Genomic DNA, 14,834 nt, shown 5'->3' with positions numbered 1-14,834 from the left:
TCCAGGGCGATGCGGCGGGCCGACCACTTGCGGTCCCGACGCAACCACTCGATCCGGACCACCACCTCGGCCGGGGCGGCGGTGGGCTGCCGACGGGGAGCGCTGGGGCGGTCGGACAGGCCGGCCTCGCCGAAGCGGCGATACCGGTTGACCCACTTCGAGGCGCATTGCCGGGAGATGCCCATCTCGGCGGCGACGTGGGCGATCGGACGGGTTCGGCAGCGTTGTACCAGACGGGTGGCGGCCTTCGACCGACAGCGGGGCGTTACGGTGGAGCACGGACGGGTCTTTCCACTCGGCGGATGTGTTGGTCGCACTTCTCATCCTGCCGCCGAAAGACCCGTCCCCTCGTCTCAGCCCCTACCAGCCGTCACCAACGTCATGACCCGCAACAGCTAGCTCCGCCCCATCATCTGGCACACCATGGCGTTGACCGTCTTGTCGAACAGCGACCCCGGTTCCTGGTTCAGGTCCGTCGCCACGAAGAGCACCGCGCTGCGCTTGCCTGCGCGGTCCTGGTAGGCGATGGTGTGGTAGCCCGGGAAATCGCCCGCGTGGCCCCAAACCCGGCCGCAGGGCGTGTCGACGTAGTAGATGCCGAGGCCGTAGCCGCCGTTGCGCTCGGGGACCTCCACGGTCGTGAGCATGTCGCGCAGTTGCGGCCGCTCGAGGAGTTCGCCGGTGAGCAGCGCGCGGTAGAAGCGGGCCACGTCCTGCTGCGTCGACACGACCGCGCCCGTCGCGCCCGCCAAGGTCGGGCTCCACGTCGTGGTGTCGGTGCGGGTGCCGTCCGGATTCGCCGTGTAGCCGTGGATGTGGTCGGGACGCACCCGCGCATCGGTTGCCAGGTAGGTGTCCCGCAGACCAAGCGGACTGGTGATCCGGTCGGCCACCAGTCGCGCCAGGGAGCGGCCGGTGGCCTGCTCCGCGATCAGCCCGACCAGGAGGTAGTTGGTGTTGCTGTAGGACCACCGGGTACCCGGCGGGAACAGCGGCGGACGCCCCAAACCCACCGCGATCAGCTCGCGCGGCGACCAGCCGCGCGTCGGGTCGGCCATCGCGGTGGCCAGCCACTCCGGGTCCTCGGAGTAGTCGTACAGGCCGGTGGTCTGGTTGAGCAGCTGCCGGACCGTGATCCGGTCGCCACCGGGGACCGTGCCGGGCAGCCAGCGCTCGATCGAGTCGGTCAGCCGGATCCGGCCCTCCCCGACCAGTTGCAGTACCACCGTCGCGGTGAAAGTCTTGGTGACACTGGCGATCCGGAACGGGTCCGACCCCCGGATGGCCCTTGGCGGGTCGAGCGTCGCGACACCGCTGCCGACGGTGCGGACCCGCTTTCCGTCGTCGACCCGGACCACCGCGCCGGTGACACCGGACCGCACCAACGCGTCCAGCGAATCACGCAGCCCGCTGTCCCCGCTCTCCGCCACCGCCGTCCCGGACGGCACCACCACCAACACGGCCGCCAGCCCGGCCACGATCCACCTGCGCACCTTGGATTCCCCCCTCGGTAAGGATTCGGTGCTACCAGCAGACCGGAATCACCCACCCGCGCGCTTCGGGTATCCCCCGTAGTCCCACAGGGGCACGGAGTCAGAGGTGTACCCGCAACTCGCGCAGACCTCTGGTCCGGAACGAGACCCGCCACAACGGTGCCGCATCGGGGTCGACCAGGCGCGCGTGCGGGAACCGGTGCAGCAGGGCCGTCGCGGCGAGTCGGATCTGCAAGCGGGCCAGCGCGGCACCGACGCAGAAGTGGACGCCGTGGCCGAAAGCCAGGTGCCCGCCCTGACCGCGGTCCGGGTCGAAGTCATCCGGATCGGGGAACTGCCGGGGATCGCGGTTGGCCGCAGCCAGGCTGAGCCACACACGACTCCCCGCGGGGATCTCCACGCCGTCGATCCGGATGTCCTCGACCGCGAACCGCCGCACCGCGTGGGAAAACGGCGTGACCCAGCGCAGCGCTTCTTCCGCTACGGCGGACATAGGTAGCGACCCGTCGCGCACGCGCGCGGCGTGGCGCGGGTGCCGGAGCAGCGCCAGCAGGGCGGTGCCGATGCCCGACGCGGTGGTGTCGTACCCGCCGAACAGCAGGAGGAACACCAGCGCCACCAACTCGTCCCGGCTGAGGCCGTCCGCGGTGATCAGCGCCGTCAGCACGTCGGACCGCGGCTCCGCGCGCTTGCGTTCGACGAGCTCCACGAGGTAGGCGTGCATCTCCGCCATCGCTCGACGGGACCGTTGCGCGGCCTCGGGATCGGGGGCCACCAGGGTGTTCGTCCAGTCGCGGAAGTGGTCGCGGTCGTCGGCGGGGATGCCCAGCAGGTCACCGATGACCAGCAGCGGCAACGGCATGGCGAGCCCGTCGACGAGATCGGCCGCGTCCGGCGGGAGGCGGTCCAGCAACCGCTCGGCGCCCACCCGCATCCGCTCCCGCAGCCCCTCGACGCGCCGGGCGGTGAACGCGCTCGTGACCAGCCGCCGGATCCGGGTGTGGGCGGGCGAATCCATGTTGAGCAGGTGGCCCTGCAGGACCGGGGGCAACGACGAGTCGACCTGGTCCGCGCTCCACCGGTTGTCCAGCGACAGCCGCGGATCGGTCAACGCCGCCCGCACGTCGGCGTAGCGCGTCACCAGCCAGACCGCGGTCCCGTCCGGCGCCGCGGCCCGGCACACCGGCTCGTCGTCGAGCAGCCGCGCGAGCACCGGATAGGGATCGGTGACGAACGCGTCGTCCATGTGCAGCAACGGAAACCTCCCGACGGGGGCGACCTGGCCGCTGCCCCGTGTCCCACCCCAGGCGGGCCGGTGACCACCGACCGCTCCGAGCATACCCGGCAAGATCAACACGGGACCGCGGTCGGAGACCGGAAAGCGCCCCCGCGCACCAGGTGCGCGGGGGCGGGGGCCTAGGTCAGGGGCCCTCGATCTCGCGGTAGCGGTCCAGCTCCGCGCTGCCGTCGCACTGGGTTTGGTTGCGCACCGCCAGGTAGCCCGCATCGGTCATGGCGAAGGAGAACACGCAGCCGTTGCGGTCCACGGCGGCGGCGGGCTGGCCGACGTGCACCGAGCCGAGGTCCGACCAGGAGGTGGCGTAGCCCGCGTCCGGCCCGGTCTGCTTCGTCGTGCTCTGGCCGGAACCCGCGTTCCCGGTGAACACCTGGATGCGCGCGTCCGCGATCGCCGCCGAGTCCGCCCAGGGGCCCGGAGCCTCGCTCGCCGCGACCGCGCCGGTGCCCGCCTGGCCGCCGATCTCCTCGCCGTACGAGCTGAACGACCCGTCCGAGCGCTGCCAGGTGTGGCCCACCAGGCCCGCGAAGTCGTGGTCGGAGTTGGTGGCCAGCCGGTAGAACACGTCGAGCCTGCCGTCCTTGTTGTGCACCACCGAGGGCGGGCCCGCGGGCTCGTACCCGGCCAGCTTCGGCTGCTCGGTGAAACCCTGCCCCGGCGCCGCGCGCCAGTGCCGGATACCGCCGACGCTGCCGTCGATGGTGTAGGCGAACACGTCGACCCCGTTGTCCCGGTCGACCGCGATCGCCACCGGGTCCTGCACGTACGGGCCGCCCTCGAGGTCGTCCCAGGCGGTGTCCCACTGGCCGTTGGGGGTGTGCTGGCTGATCACGCTGACCCCGCCGCCGCCGTTCCGCACCGCGACGCGCAGCAGCCCGTCCGGGCCGAGCACCGAGACCGGCGCGCCGAGCTGGGCCACCTGGTCCGGGCTCACGTTCGGGTTGCCCAGCGTCCCCCACTGGGTGGAGAAGACGCCGTCCACCGCGACCTGCCAGGTGGTCACGATGTCGTGGGTGTCGGCCCGGCGGGCGAACACCTGGAGCCTGCGGTCGGCGTTGCGGTTGACGGTCACACCGGGCAGCAGCGGCCACGGGGTGGTCAGCACCTCGCCCTTGCCGAACTCTCCGTTCGCGCCCTGGTACCAGGTGACCAGGCGACCGCTGAGCACGGCGAACGCCTCAAGCCTGCCGTCGTTGTTCGCCCCGACCCAGGTCGTGCCGGTCGGGTACCGGGTGTACATGCGCTTGGTCCAGGACAGGTAGGCATCGTCGTCCGCCGCGGTGTGCACGTCCCAACCGTCGTAGGCGAAGAAGGTGTTCGCCTTCTGGTCGCGGCCGCCGTAGGGGAAGTCGAGCCCGGTCAGGTTCACCTGGCCGTCGGAGATGTTGTAGTCGCGGTAGTTGATCAGGTCGACGGACCGGCGGCCGGTGGTGTCGGCGTACTCCTTGACCGCCTGGTCCGCGAAGCGGGCGGTGTGGACGTGGTCGTCGTGGTCACCGTGGATCTTGGGGTCCGGCTCCGGGTCCTGCACCCGGACGACGGTGGGGTGGTAGCGGCCGAGCAGGCCGCGCAGCACGTCCAAGAGCCGGTTGTGGTCGTAGGTGTACCGGGGCGCGAGGGTGCCCCAGGCCAGCACGGTTTTCGCGGTGGCGGTGCCCTCCCACAGGCGCATCAGGCTCTGCCCGCCCGCCGGGGCGACCTCGGGGTCGTCGTCGGCGGTCTCCGGCACGTTCAGGAAGACCAGCGCCACCTCGGGCCGGTCGCGCAGGGTGTACTCGTCGACCACGACCGGTCCCTGGCCGGTGTCGACCCGCACCGTGCCGTGGTCCCACTCGTCGGCTTGGCCCGCCATCTGCGCGTACGCGGCCTTGGCGCCCTGCTGCCTGCAGTAGGCGTACTCCTCGCGGACGAGGTCCCGCGCGGTCTTGCAGCGGTCGCGCTCGGGCAGCGGCCCCTGGTCGCCGGGTTCGTGGGTGTTCTCCCCCGCCGTGACGAAGATCGTCTTTACCGGCCGCCCCGCTCCGATCGAGTTCTGCAGGTCGGGGTTCATGAACAGGATGTCGTCGTCCTGGTGCGCGACGACGTGGACGATCACCGGGTCGGGCGGGCCCGCGGGAGCGGCCGAACCCACGGCGGGAACGGCGGCCAGCGTCACCCCCACCACGGCGACGGCACTCGCGAGTCTTTTCCTCATCAACGCTCCTCGTTATCGAGAACGGCGGATTCGCCGGTCACAAGTGAAGACGTCGACTGTGGTTGTGGCGATACGGGGGAGCGTCGATCCCACTTTACCAGTATTCATTTCCGCAGCTCACCATGGGCGGCAGTTTCGCTTCTGCCGCTCAGGCAGTTTTCTGGGGAGCCGCTGAACGGGGTTGCGGTGAGACCGTCAAGAATTCATGTTCAATTTCGTGAGCCCGCTGGATTGTTCGGGTTCCGGCCGCGAAAAGCGCTCAGGGCGACACCCCGTAATGGGTGGCGAGCGCGGCGGCGCGGTCGCGCGGAGCGGCGCGCAACCACGGTGGCGACAGGGCCTCCGCGTTCGTGCCGAGTTGCCACAACGCCCTGTTCGCGCACGGTGACCAGGCCGATCGGGTCCACCGTGCGCCACTTCGCGGCCTGGTCCGGCACCGCGTACCGGATGCGCAGCCGGTGCCCCGCGACCACCGCGCGCCGGATCGCGGCCAGCACCGCGTCGGGCACCTCCTCGGCGACCAGCCCGCGGGAGAGGAGGTCGGTCTCCGGGTCGACGAGCAGGCGCTGGACCGCGCCCGCCGCGGTGGCCCGGGAACCCTCGGGCAGCGCGTCGACCACCTTGCGCATCGCCGAGGCGAGGGCCGGGCCGAGCCCGAACGCCCGCGCGCCGCGTCGGGCCCCGGCGACGAGCAGGGCCAGCGCCTCGTCGTGGGTGAGCCCGGTGGACGGACCGTCCACAACGAACCGAATGGAACAGACGTGGCAGTGGCGCGAACGGTGATCAACCCGGCGACGTGGTCGGTGGCGATGGGGTTCAACCAGGGGGAGGTCGTCTCCGGGCACACCCGGACGCTCTACGCCTCCGGCCAGACCGCGATGGGCGACGACGGCAACCCCCGGCACGCCGGTGACATGGCGGCGCAGGTGGCGCTGAGCCTCGACAACCTGGCGGCCGTGCTCGGCGCGGCGGGCATGTCGCTGGCCGACCTCGTCCGGCTCACCGTCTACACGACCGACGTCGACCTGCTCCTGCGGCACCACGGCGTGCTGACCTCGCGCCTGGCGGCGGCCGGGGTGGCGCCGCACACGACGCTGCTCGGCGTGGCGCGGCTGGCCATCCCGCCGCTGCTGGTCGAACTGGAGGGCACCGCCGTCGCGTAACCCCGGGGTACATCAACACCCGGAGACGCAACAGGGCCCGTCCGGCCGTTGTGGATCTGGCCGGACGGGCCCCGCCTGCACGGTCGTTGCAGGGATTAACGACCCTGCAGCGACTTCACGTTGTCGCCGAAGCTCCAGCTCTTCGAACCGTCCCAGTTCAGGGACCAGGTCATGAGACCCTTGAGCTGGCCGCCACCGGTGCTGCTCCACGCCTGGGACACCAGCGAGGGGGCCATGTAACCGCCACCCGCGCCCGGCTGCGCGGGCAGACCCGGGACCTGCTTGTCGTACGGGACCTTGATGGTGGTGCCCTGGATGACCAGGCCGTTGTTCAGGCAGTCGGTCTGGACCTTGAAGCCCTGGACCGTGCCCGCCTGGTACGAGTCACCGGAGCAGCCGTACATGCTTCCGTTGTAGTACTGCATGTTGAGCCACCAGAGCCTGCCGTTGTCGGCGTACTTCTTGATGATCGGCAGGTACGCGCCCCAGATGGAGCCGTAGGTGACGCTGCCGCCGGTGACGTAGGCGGTCTCCGGGGCCATGGTGAGGCCGAAGTTCGACGGCATCTGGCCGAGCACGCCGTCGATGATCCGGATCAGGTTCTGCTGCGAGGCCGACAGCGTGCCGATGCTGCCCGAACCCGACAGGCCGGTCTCGATGTCGATGTCGATGCCGTCGAAGTTGTACTTCTTCAGGATCGGCACGACGGTGGCCACGAACTTGTCCGCGACCGTGGACGAGCTGAGGTCGATGCCCGCGGTGGCTCCGCCGATCGACATCAGGATGGTCTGGCCCTGCGCCTTGGCCGCGCACATCTCGGCGGGCGTGGAGACCTTGACGGTGGCGTCCATGCCGTCTTCCCACAGCACGGTGCCGTCGGAGCGGATCACGGGGAACGCCGCGTTGAGCACGTTGTAGCCGTGCTGGCGGATCACCGGGTTGGCGATGGAGGTCCAGCCGAACGGCGGGTGCACGCCGTTGGTGGAACCGTCCCAGTTCTCCCAGTAGCCGACGAGGACCTTACCGGCGGGCTTGGACTTGACCGCGCAGGTCTCGCCGCCCGGGTCGGTCGTGGTCGTCGTGGTCGGCGGGGTGGTGGTCGTAGTCGTGGTGGTCGTTGTTGTTGTCGTGGTGGTGGTGCTCGTCGGCGGAGTTGTGGTGGTGGTCGTGGTCGTGGTCGTCGGCCGCGTGGTGGAGGTGGGCGGGTTGCCGTCGCAGGCACCCAGGTCCTTCCACAGCGACTTCGAGGAGGCGGGGTTCCACCCGGCTCCCGGCCAGGCGGTGTGCGCGACTAGGGCGCTGTACTGCCTGCTCTGGTAGGTCACCTTGGCGCCCGCGGCGTAGGCGGTGCCCTCGGCCCAAGCCGGGGCGTCACAGGCCGCGAAGGCCGCCGCGGAAGCCTGCCCGTTAGCGCCGACCGCGAGCGTTGTCGCCCCAATAATGGCAACACTGGCAACCGCGGCGATCGCGAATCTCTGGGATCTCACTAATCTTGATGGTAAAGAAAAGTTCCACATACTGTGATTATCGTAAAACCCACAGTCCCTGTCCATACTTGCGCGTGCGCCACCGACTCCCCGTCGCGCCCCACCCCGTCACGTGGACGGTTTCCCTCGCGGCGCCACCTCGACATCCCCAGGTCAGCGGCCTGTCGGCTGTGACGATCCGTGATTGGCGCCAACCGGTCGTGATGTCGATCAGTCCGAGAGAACGACAACCTAACCCGGCTTCATAACAGGTATCAACCCCTCGGTCGCGGTGTCGCGGGAGTTTCGACATCCACCGGTTGATGTCCGATTGCGGAGCCCTTGCCGGGTGTCACCGAAAATGGGCGGACAATCGGTTGACCGCCGAGTGGTCGGACGTCCGATGAGCCCGCCGACATGGCCTCCACACCCGCTGGGGGAGCGGTTCCGCCTGCTGGTCCTGTTGCTCCGAACCGCCGGGGGACCAGCGCGTGACCAGGCCTGCGCGGTCTGTCTGGCGCCCCTTTAAGCTGTCCGCCCTAGGAAGTTGTTCGCCCTAGGAAGTTGTTCGCTGGGGAGGGCAGATGGGGGCGGGTACGTACGTCGATCCCGCCGCGGACGAGCCGACGGTGCGGCTGGAGTCGCCCGCCGCGGCGCGGTCCAGTGGGTTCCGGACCGACATCCAGGCGTTGCGGGCGGTCGCGGAGATCCTGCGCACCGGCCGGGTGCGGTTGGGGCGCTTCTACGCCCGCCGCGTGCGGCGCCTGCTGCCCGCCGCCTTCCTGGTGCTGGGCGTGAGCCTGGTCGCCGCGTACTTCCTGCTCCCGTTCCAGCGGTGGGAGACCAACGCCCAAGAGGCCGTGGCCAGCGCGCTCTACGCGGAGAACTGGCTGCTGGCGATCCACTCGGTCGACTACTCGGCGTTCACCGCCGTGGCCAGCCTGTCCCAGCACTACTGGTCGCTGTCGGTCGAGGAGCAGTTCTACCTGTGCTGGCCGCTGCTGCTCCTGCTGCTGTTCAAGATCCGGCAGCGCCAGGCGCAGATCATCGGCATCGCCGCCGTCGGCCTGGCCTCGCTGGCGTTCTGCGTGTACTTCACCGACGCGTCCAAGAGCCAGGCGTACTTCGTGACGCCGACCCGGGTGTGGGAGTTCGCCCTCGGCGCGCTCATCGCGCTGGGGGCACCAGGCTCGTCCTGCCCCGGGTCGCGGCGGGCCTGGCGGCGTTCGCGGGCCTGGTGCTGATCCTCGGCTCCGCAGCGCTGTTCGACCACGACACCCCGTTCCCCGGCTACCTGGCGCTGCTGCCCGTCGTGGGCACCGGCCTGGTGATCCTGGCGGGCAACGGCGGCGAGCGGCAGTGGCACACCCCGCTGTCGGCGTCCGCGCCGGTCCAGTTCCTCGGCGGCATCAGCTACTCCCTGTACCTGTGGCACTGGCCGCTGATCGTGCTCGCCCCCTTCGCGCTCGCGGACACGCTGGACAAGGGCCGGCTGGGCGGCGTGCACCAGGTCGGCATCCTGGCCGCCGCGATCGTGCTGGCCTGGCTGTCCAAGGTCCTGGTCGAGGACCGGGGCATCTCCCTGGGTGCCCGGCTGAAGACCCGGACCAACTTCATCGCGATGGTGGCCGGGATGGCCGCGGTCGCGCTGGTCGCGGGCGGCCTGGTGTGGACCTACGACCGGCACACCGCCCAGGCGGCGAAGGAGTGGAACGAGCAGGAGCCGTCCCGCTGCGTCGGCGCCGCGGCGATGGTCGCGGCGAACGGGTGCGCCGACCCGTTCGGCCCCGCGCGGCGGCCGATCAGCGACGAGGACGCGCCGTGGCTCGGCGGCAAGGGCATGTGCGTCAACAAGGAGATCCTCCCGGGGGACACCAAGACCACCGGCGTGTGCGACTTCACCGGGGGCGCCCCGAACCGGACGGTCGTGTGGGTGGTCGGCGACTCGCACGGCGAGCAGTGGCAGGCCGCACTGCTGCCCATCGCCCGCGAGCAGAAGTGGCTGGTCAAGCTGGGTCTGCTGGGCGGTTGCCCGTTCGCCGACATCCCGTTCGTGGGGTTCCAGGGCAGCAAGGACCGGGGCTCCGCGGCCCGGTGCACGAAGTGGGTGTCCGACCTCAACAAGGTCATCGTCCAAGACCGCCCGGCCAAGGTCTTCGTTCGACCCCCTGACCGAGGCGGCTCGCAACTCGAAGAACCCGGGGGTCTCCCTCATCGACACCACGGACAGCTTCTGCGACCGCAAGTACTGCTACGCCGTGGTCGGCGGGGTCGTCGTCTACTTCGACCGGAACCACATGAGCATCTCCTTCGGACGCACCCTCCGACCTGTGCTCGCCCAGGCCCTGGGCCTGCCGACCGGCTGAGCCCGCGCCGACCGGGCGGTGGCTACTCGTCGAGCGCGTCGAGGCCGGTGAGGTCGTCGATGATGTCCTCGATGATCAACCCCGCCTGGTTCGGCTCGTCGTCCGCCCGCAGGCCGACCGCGGTCAGTTCGGTGACGAGCACGGAGAGCAACGTTTCCACCAGGTCGGCGGACGCCGATTCGGTGGTCCGCAGCACCCACGGGTTCATCCCGGCCTTGGCCGCGACGTAGACCAGCACCTCGAACCGACCCCGGGACCCGGGGTACCACGGCGGCACCCGAGCCGTCACCGCACCGACCCGCGCACACCCGCCGCCGCCCCCCGGGGCGCGCCCACCGCCATGACCACCCGGCTATTCGAGCACACGCCCTACTGCAGCCAGATCTGGGCCGCGGCCAGCACGATGGGCAGGGCGACCAGGGTGAAGTGGGTGAACAGCGACACCGTGCCCATGCGGAGCGGGCGGATGGTGGCGGCGCGGCAGCGGTCGATCTCGCTGAGGTACGGGGCCATCGCGGGGATGTGGGTGTCGGGGTCGATGCCCTGGGCCTCGGCGATCGCGCGGATCTGCCGGATGCGCAGGGCCGCCGCCTTCTCCCCGGCCCGGCGGAAGAGGACCCAGGGGACGAAGGTGAAGACCGGCATGAGGAGCACGTAGAGGACGACGAGGAAGGCCACCCAGCTGGCGTTGGTGATGCCCAGTGAGATGAGGATGGTGGACAGGCTGGTGCCCAGCAGGGCGTTGGCCCACATGACCGTCCGGTAGAAGCGGGCCAGCGGCGCCCAGCCGTGGCGGTTGTCCTCGTTGAGCCAGTCCGCGCCCGGGTCGACGAGGAAGTGCATGCCGATGGTGACGTAAACGGCGATGAGCCCGACGAGGTGGAAGAGCAGGACGATGAAGATCGCGTAGCTGGCGAGCGCGAGGTAGATGGTGAACGCGAGCGGGTGGTCGATGCTGGCCCACCAGCCGCGGTAGGCCGCCTGGAGCCACTCGGCGCGGTCGGCGCCTGCCAGCTCGGACGGGGCGAGGGTCTGGAAGAGGCTGTTGCGCATGCCGAGCACGAGCAGGCCCGCGAGCACGATGGAGAGCACGCTGAGCGGCACCAGGTAGGTGAGCCAGCGGTTCGACACGGCCCCCACGACCCGGCCGACGAAGTGGCCGAAGGCGGTCTTGTTGTCCCGGTCCCGGACGATGGTGTCGATCCGCAGCAGCCGCGAGATGATGTTGAAGTTGCCGCGGAACGCCTCGCGGGGCAGCGGCTGCTCGTCGTTGTCGTCGGGTGGCACGGGGCCGGGCTTGGCGATGATCGCGCCGCTGCGCGCCAGTCCGGACAGGCACTTCGACATGTACTGCCAGTGCCGGTGCAGCAACACCGTCCCGGCGACGACGTTGGCGGTGAGGATCCACGTCGGGATGTCGCGCACCAGCGGGAAGGTCGTGTCGGACTCCGCCGCGGGCAGGCGCAGGATCCGCCGGAAGTCGTTGGCGAACTGGAACTCGTCGAAGCTCCCGACCATGCCGGAGGACGCCGCGGCCAGCAGCACCAGCGCGGTGAAGCCCGCGCCGATGAGCAGGAACCACGCCGAGTGCCGGTCCCGCAGCGCCCCGCTGGTCCGCCCGAACAGGAACGGGTTGAGGTCGACGGTGGTGATCCGCCGTTCCTCCAACGGGTTGGTGGAGATCCGGGTGTGCTGGCCGTTGTGGCTCCCGGACCGGGCCTCAGCGGTCATGTCGCGCGCTCTCCGCGATCAGCGCGGCCAGTTCCGCCGGGTGTTCGAGCCAAGGCCAGTGCCCGCAGCGCCGGATCACCGCGTCGCCCTCGACCCGGACCAGCTCGCGCACCAGCACGCGGTCCTGGTCCCGGATGAGCGGGTCGCGGTCGCCGGTGATCAGGTCGACGGGTTGGGTGACCGCGCGGAGAATGTCGTCGTACGGGATTCCCTTGGCGGTGAACAGAACCCGCAGCACGGCGGGGCTGCCCGTGCCGGTGAGGGTCTCGACGAGCAGGCCGCCGTCGAGGCTGTCGGGCGCGGCGACGAAGGGCCGCAACAGCAGTCGCCGCAATGGTTTCACCCGGGCCAGCGCGTTCAACACGGGGCGCGGTACGGGGAACAGGCCCGCGACGAACTGCGTGGCGACGGTGAGGCCGAGCATCGGCGCGCGCAGCGCCCGGGTCGGGTGCTGCGCCATCTCGGACGCGCGCACCAGGGCGCCGCTGACGAAAACCAGCCTGCGGAAGCGGTCCGGCGCCAGCGCGGCGACCCGGGCGGCCAGCACGCACCCCACAGAGTGGGACACCAGCACGCCGTCCCGCACGTCCTTCTCCGCGCACAACCGGACGATCGCCCGCGCGGACTCGTCCACGCTGAACGCGCCGGTGACCGTGCGGGTCCGGCCGAAGCCCGGCACGTCGACCGCGATCGCCCGCGCCCCCGCGCCCAGCAGGCGGACGATCTCGCTCCACTGCTCCAACGACCCGCCCAGGCCGTGGACCATCAGGTAGGTCCCGCCCACCGCCTCGCCCTGCTCGCGGTAGCGGACCCCGTGCTCGGTTCCCATCGTGCTGACCATGGCGGGCCTCCCGGCTGCGGCACTCGGCATGGATCTCGCGCCCGGCCGCGGCGGCATTACCCCGGCTCGGCGCCGCGGTCCGAAAGTCGCCACGAAAGATGACAACCGTTGGAGCGAAAGGCTGATCCGCTCCCGCGAGCCGCGTTCAGGGCGCTTGGTCCGCCGGTGGCGTGACCACGCCCCACCAGAGGTAGTCGCGGGCCCGGGTGGCGGCGACGAGGTGCCGTCGCGCGCGGAGTTCCTGTTCCGCGGGGTCGTTCGGCTTGCCGGACCGGGTGAACGCGACCGCGATGACGGCCTGGAAGTCCAACCCCTTGGCCCGGTGCACGGTGCCGATCTTCACCGTGTCCTCCGGTTCGCCGGTGTACTGGTCCAGGTGCGCCACCGGGACCCCTGCCTCGCGCAGGATCGCGGCGCACCGCTCCAGGTCGCGGTGGTTGAAGGTGATCAGCGCGGTCCGACCCCTGGGGACCGGCAGGGCGGCGATCGCCCCGGTCAGCGCGTCGGGGAGTTCGGAGTCCGTGCCCGTCCACGGTTCGGTTCGGCCGCCGGGGTTCGCCGTCTCGGCGTCGCGCAGGGCGACCCCCGCCGCGCCGTCGAGGTCGTCCACCTGGTTGGTGGCGTCGAAGCGCCGGGCGAAGTCCAGCACGGCGGCCCGGTTGCGGTAGTTCACCCGCAGCACGGCGCCGCGGCCCTGGACCGGGATGCCCGCCTCGGACAGCCGCCAGCCGCCGGGGTAGACCTGCTGCTGGCCGTCGCCCACGAGCAGCAGCCGGTTCGGGCCGTCGCCCGCGAGTTGGCGCAGCAGGCGCAGCCCGGTGAGGGTGATGTCCTGGACCTCGTCCACGATGACCGCCGCGTAGGGCACTTCCAGCGGACGGGCCGCCAGCTCCGCCCGAGCGATGGCGACCAAGTCGTTGTAGTCGCTCAGGTCCTTCTCGGCCAGGTGCCGCTCGTACGCCTCGTACAGACCCCAGACCGCGGTGCGCTGCGCGGGGTTGAGCGCGAGACCGCGGCCCCGGCGGGTGACCCGCAGGTATTCGTCCACCGTGGTCAGACCGCGGCCCTTGATGACCCGGTCGACCTCGGCCTGCCAATAAGCGGGCGCGGGCTCCAGGTCCGCCAGCGCCGCCCGGTGGGACAGCCAGGCCAGGTTGAACGCGGTGGCCACCTGGGCGCGCCACTGGGTCACCGGCCTGCCGCGCTCGGCGAGGAAGTCGCGGGCCCAGGCGTGCAGGTTGACGAACCGAACCCGGTCGGCGAACTCCGGCGCCATCCGGTGGAAGGTCCCCTGGTGCACGGCGGGCAGGGTGCGCACGAACGTGGTGAACAACAGCGGTCCGGTGCTGCGGCGGGCCAGGTGGAGCAGCCGGTGCAGGGCCACCACGGTCTTGCCCGTGCCCGCAGGCCCGCTGATCCGGGCCGGGCCGCCGTAGTTGCGGGCGACGACGGCCTGCTGCTGGGGGTGCAGGAACGCCATCCAGCTCTCGAAGGGCCGCTGCTGCGCGGCGGCGAGCTGGTCCGCGGTCAGGTCGGCCTCGTCCAACAGCCCCGGCGCCTCGGCCGCGCGTTCCACCGGTTCCACCTCGACCCGCCGGTACCCGGTCAGCCGGTGCGCGGCCTGCGCGGCGATCGACTGGGCCTGGTCCCGGGTGAGGACGGCGGCTTCCCGGCGGAACAGCGCGTCAAGATCCTGTTCCGGCACCACCCGGTACAGCGGACTGGGCGACGTGACCCGCTTGCCACCACCGGGCAGGACGACCAGGTGGCGCAACGCGCTCGACGCCAGCACCTGCCCACCGGGACCGCGAACCCCGGCGAAGCGCTCCTCCGCGTGCCGGGCGACGGCCCGCGCGGTCGCCTCGTCCGGTAACCGGTCGCGGATCAGGAGGGAGCACACGCCCGCCGGACCGATGAAGTACGCGTCGGCGACGTCCGAAGGCGACCCGGGGTGGAGGAACAGCCGCCACCGCTGCGCGGTGCGGACAAGCAGCGCCGTGCACACGCGGCGCCCCAACGGGTCCAGCCAGGGGGCGTCGCGGGTGAGCACCTCGGTCGCCCGCCGCTGGAGCTGCCGCTGCCTGCTCTGGTTCATCGTCCTCCGCTCGTCGCCCCACCGGCAGGCTATTGCGGAGCGTTACGGGCAGGGGACGGTCCGCGATCGACCACCCGAACGTCGTAGCGGCGCGCTCATGACGATCCGCTACCGACCCTCGACGGCCACCAACTGTCCACAGTGGTCTGGGCGGGCGGGGTGCCGGGGGCGCGGGGGCCCGCGCCCCC

Annotated in this window: 8 protein-coding genes and 6 pseudogenes; 4 read left to right on the top strand and 10 right to left on the bottom strand. The window is 71.1% G+C overall.

All coding sequences use genetic code 11. The annotated features are described in order from the left end of the window. From CLV40_RS30930 to CLV40_RS30910, 5 genes and pseudogenes are all read right to left on the bottom strand, one after another. Positions 1 to 279 (bottom strand): annotated as a pseudogene (locus CLV40_RS30930) (helix-turn-helix domain-containing protein); the annotation flags it as partial. Positions 280 to 395: 116 nt separating this feature from the next. Beyond that, entirely contained in the window at positions 396 to 1,493 is a 1,098-nt protein-coding gene (locus tag CLV40_RS30925; protein WP_104482538.1) for a serine hydrolase domain-containing protein, read from the bottom strand. A gap of 100 nt (positions 1,494 to 1,593) precedes the next feature. Then, a complete protein-coding gene (locus tag CLV40_RS30920; RefSeq protein WP_104482537.1) occupies positions 1,594 to 2,739 on the bottom strand; it encodes a cytochrome P450 family protein in 1,146 nt (381 codons plus the stop codon). Positions 2,740 to 2,914: 175 nt separating this feature from the next. Beyond that, positions 2,915 to 4,984, bottom strand: coding sequence for a DUF8189 domain-containing protein (locus CLV40_RS30915; RefSeq protein ID WP_104482536.1), 2,070 nt, complete (start codon positions 4,982 to 4,984; stop codon positions 2,915 to 2,917). 353 nt (positions 4,985 to 5,337) lie between these two features. Next, positions 5,338 to 5,709 (bottom strand): annotated as a pseudogene (locus CLV40_RS30910) (helix-turn-helix transcriptional regulator); the annotation flags it as partial. Between the two features lie 42 nt (positions 5,710 to 5,751). Between CLV40_RS30910 and CLV40_RS30905 the strand changes: the two are divergent. Further along, positions 5,752 to 6,147, top strand: coding sequence for a RidA family protein (locus tag CLV40_RS30905; RefSeq protein ID WP_104482535.1), 396 nt, complete (start codon positions 5,752 to 5,754; stop codon positions 6,145 to 6,147). A 95-nt stretch (positions 6,148 to 6,242) separates the two neighbouring features. Here the strand turns inward: CLV40_RS30905 and CLV40_RS30900 are convergent. Continuing rightward, positions 6,243 to 7,205 (bottom strand): annotated as a pseudogene (locus tag CLV40_RS30900) (chitinase); the annotation flags it as partial. 183 nt (positions 7,206 to 7,388) lie between these two features. Continuing rightward, positions 7,389 to 7,664, bottom strand: a pseudogene (locus CLV40_RS40625) (carbohydrate-binding protein); the annotation flags it as partial. 533 nt (positions 7,665 to 8,197) lie between these two features. Between CLV40_RS40625 and CLV40_RS30895 the strand changes: the two are divergent. The 3 genes and pseudogenes from CLV40_RS30895 to CLV40_RS40920 form a co-directional block, all read left to right on the top strand. After that, positions 8,198 to 8,857 (top strand): acyltransferase family protein, encoded by a 660-nt coding sequence (locus CLV40_RS30895; protein ID WP_104482533.1) that lies wholly within the window; start codon positions 8,198 to 8,200, stop codon positions 8,855 to 8,857. After that, positions 8,758 to 9,102: pseudogene (locus CLV40_RS40925) on the top strand (acyltransferase family protein); the annotation flags it as partial. The gene CLV40_RS30895 and the pseudogene CLV40_RS40925, both read left to right, overlap by 100 nt. A gap of 676 nt (positions 9,103 to 9,778) precedes the next feature. Continuing rightward, positions 9,779 to 9,979, top strand: a pseudogene (locus CLV40_RS40920) (SGNH hydrolase domain-containing protein); the annotation flags it as partial. Positions 9,980 to 10,348: 369 nt separating this feature from the next. Here CLV40_RS40920 and CLV40_RS30885 read toward each other — a convergent pair. The 3 genes from CLV40_RS30885 to CLV40_RS30875 form a co-directional block, all read right to left on the bottom strand. Further along, positions 10,349 to 11,710 carry a hypothetical protein gene (locus tag CLV40_RS30885; protein ID WP_104482531.1) on the bottom strand — a complete coding sequence of 454 codons (1,362 nt, stop codon included), beginning with the start codon at positions 11,708 to 11,710 and terminating at the stop codon, positions 10,349 to 10,351. Beyond that, a complete protein-coding gene (locus tag CLV40_RS30880; RefSeq protein ID WP_181043844.1) occupies positions 11,700 to 12,539 on the bottom strand; it encodes an alpha/beta fold hydrolase in 840 nt (279 codons plus the stop codon). The genes CLV40_RS30885 and CLV40_RS30880 overlap by 11 nt, the downstream gene beginning before the upstream one ends. A gap of 157 nt (positions 12,540 to 12,696) precedes the next feature. Continuing rightward, entirely contained in the window at positions 12,697 to 14,646 is a 1,950-nt protein-coding gene (locus CLV40_RS30875) for a UvrD-helicase domain-containing protein (protein ID WP_104482529.1), read from the bottom strand. Between the last annotated feature and the right edge of the window lie 188 nt (positions 14,647 to 14,834).

The sequence above is a fragment of the Actinokineospora auranticolor genome (genome assembly GCF_002934265.1).
Lineage (GTDB): Bacteria > Actinomycetota > Actinomycetes > Mycobacteriales > Pseudonocardiaceae > Actinokineospora > Actinokineospora auranticolor.
The sequence above is the reverse complement of the archived record's forward strand: the minus strand, read 5'-3'. Positions and strand labels throughout refer to the sequence as shown.

Bases quoted from the DNA above. Each gene is read 5' to 3' on its own strand.
- CLV40_RS30885 (WP_104482531.1), bottom strand. From the start codon at position 11,710: ATGACCGCTGAGGCCCGGTCCGGGAGCCACAACGGCCAGCACACCCGG.
- CLV40_RS30880 (WP_181043844.1), bottom strand. From the start codon at position 12,539: ATGGGAACCGAGCACGGGGTCCGCTACCGCGAGCAGGGCGAGGCGGTG.
- CLV40_RS30915 (WP_104482536.1), bottom strand. From the start codon at position 4,984: ATGAGGAAAAGACTCGCGAGTGCCGTCGCCGTGGTGGGGGTGACGCTG.
- CLV40_RS30920 (WP_104482537.1), bottom strand. From the start codon at position 2,739: ATGGACGACGCGTTCGTCACCGATCCCTATCCGGTGCTCGCGCGGCTG.
- CLV40_RS30875 (WP_104482529.1), bottom strand. From the start codon at position 14,646: ATGAACCAGAGCAGGCAGCGGCAGCTCCAGCGGCGGGCGACCGAGGTG.
- CLV40_RS30895 (WP_104482533.1), top strand. From the start codon at position 8,198: ATGGGGGCGGGTACGTACGTCGATCCCGCCGCGGACGAGCCGACGGTG.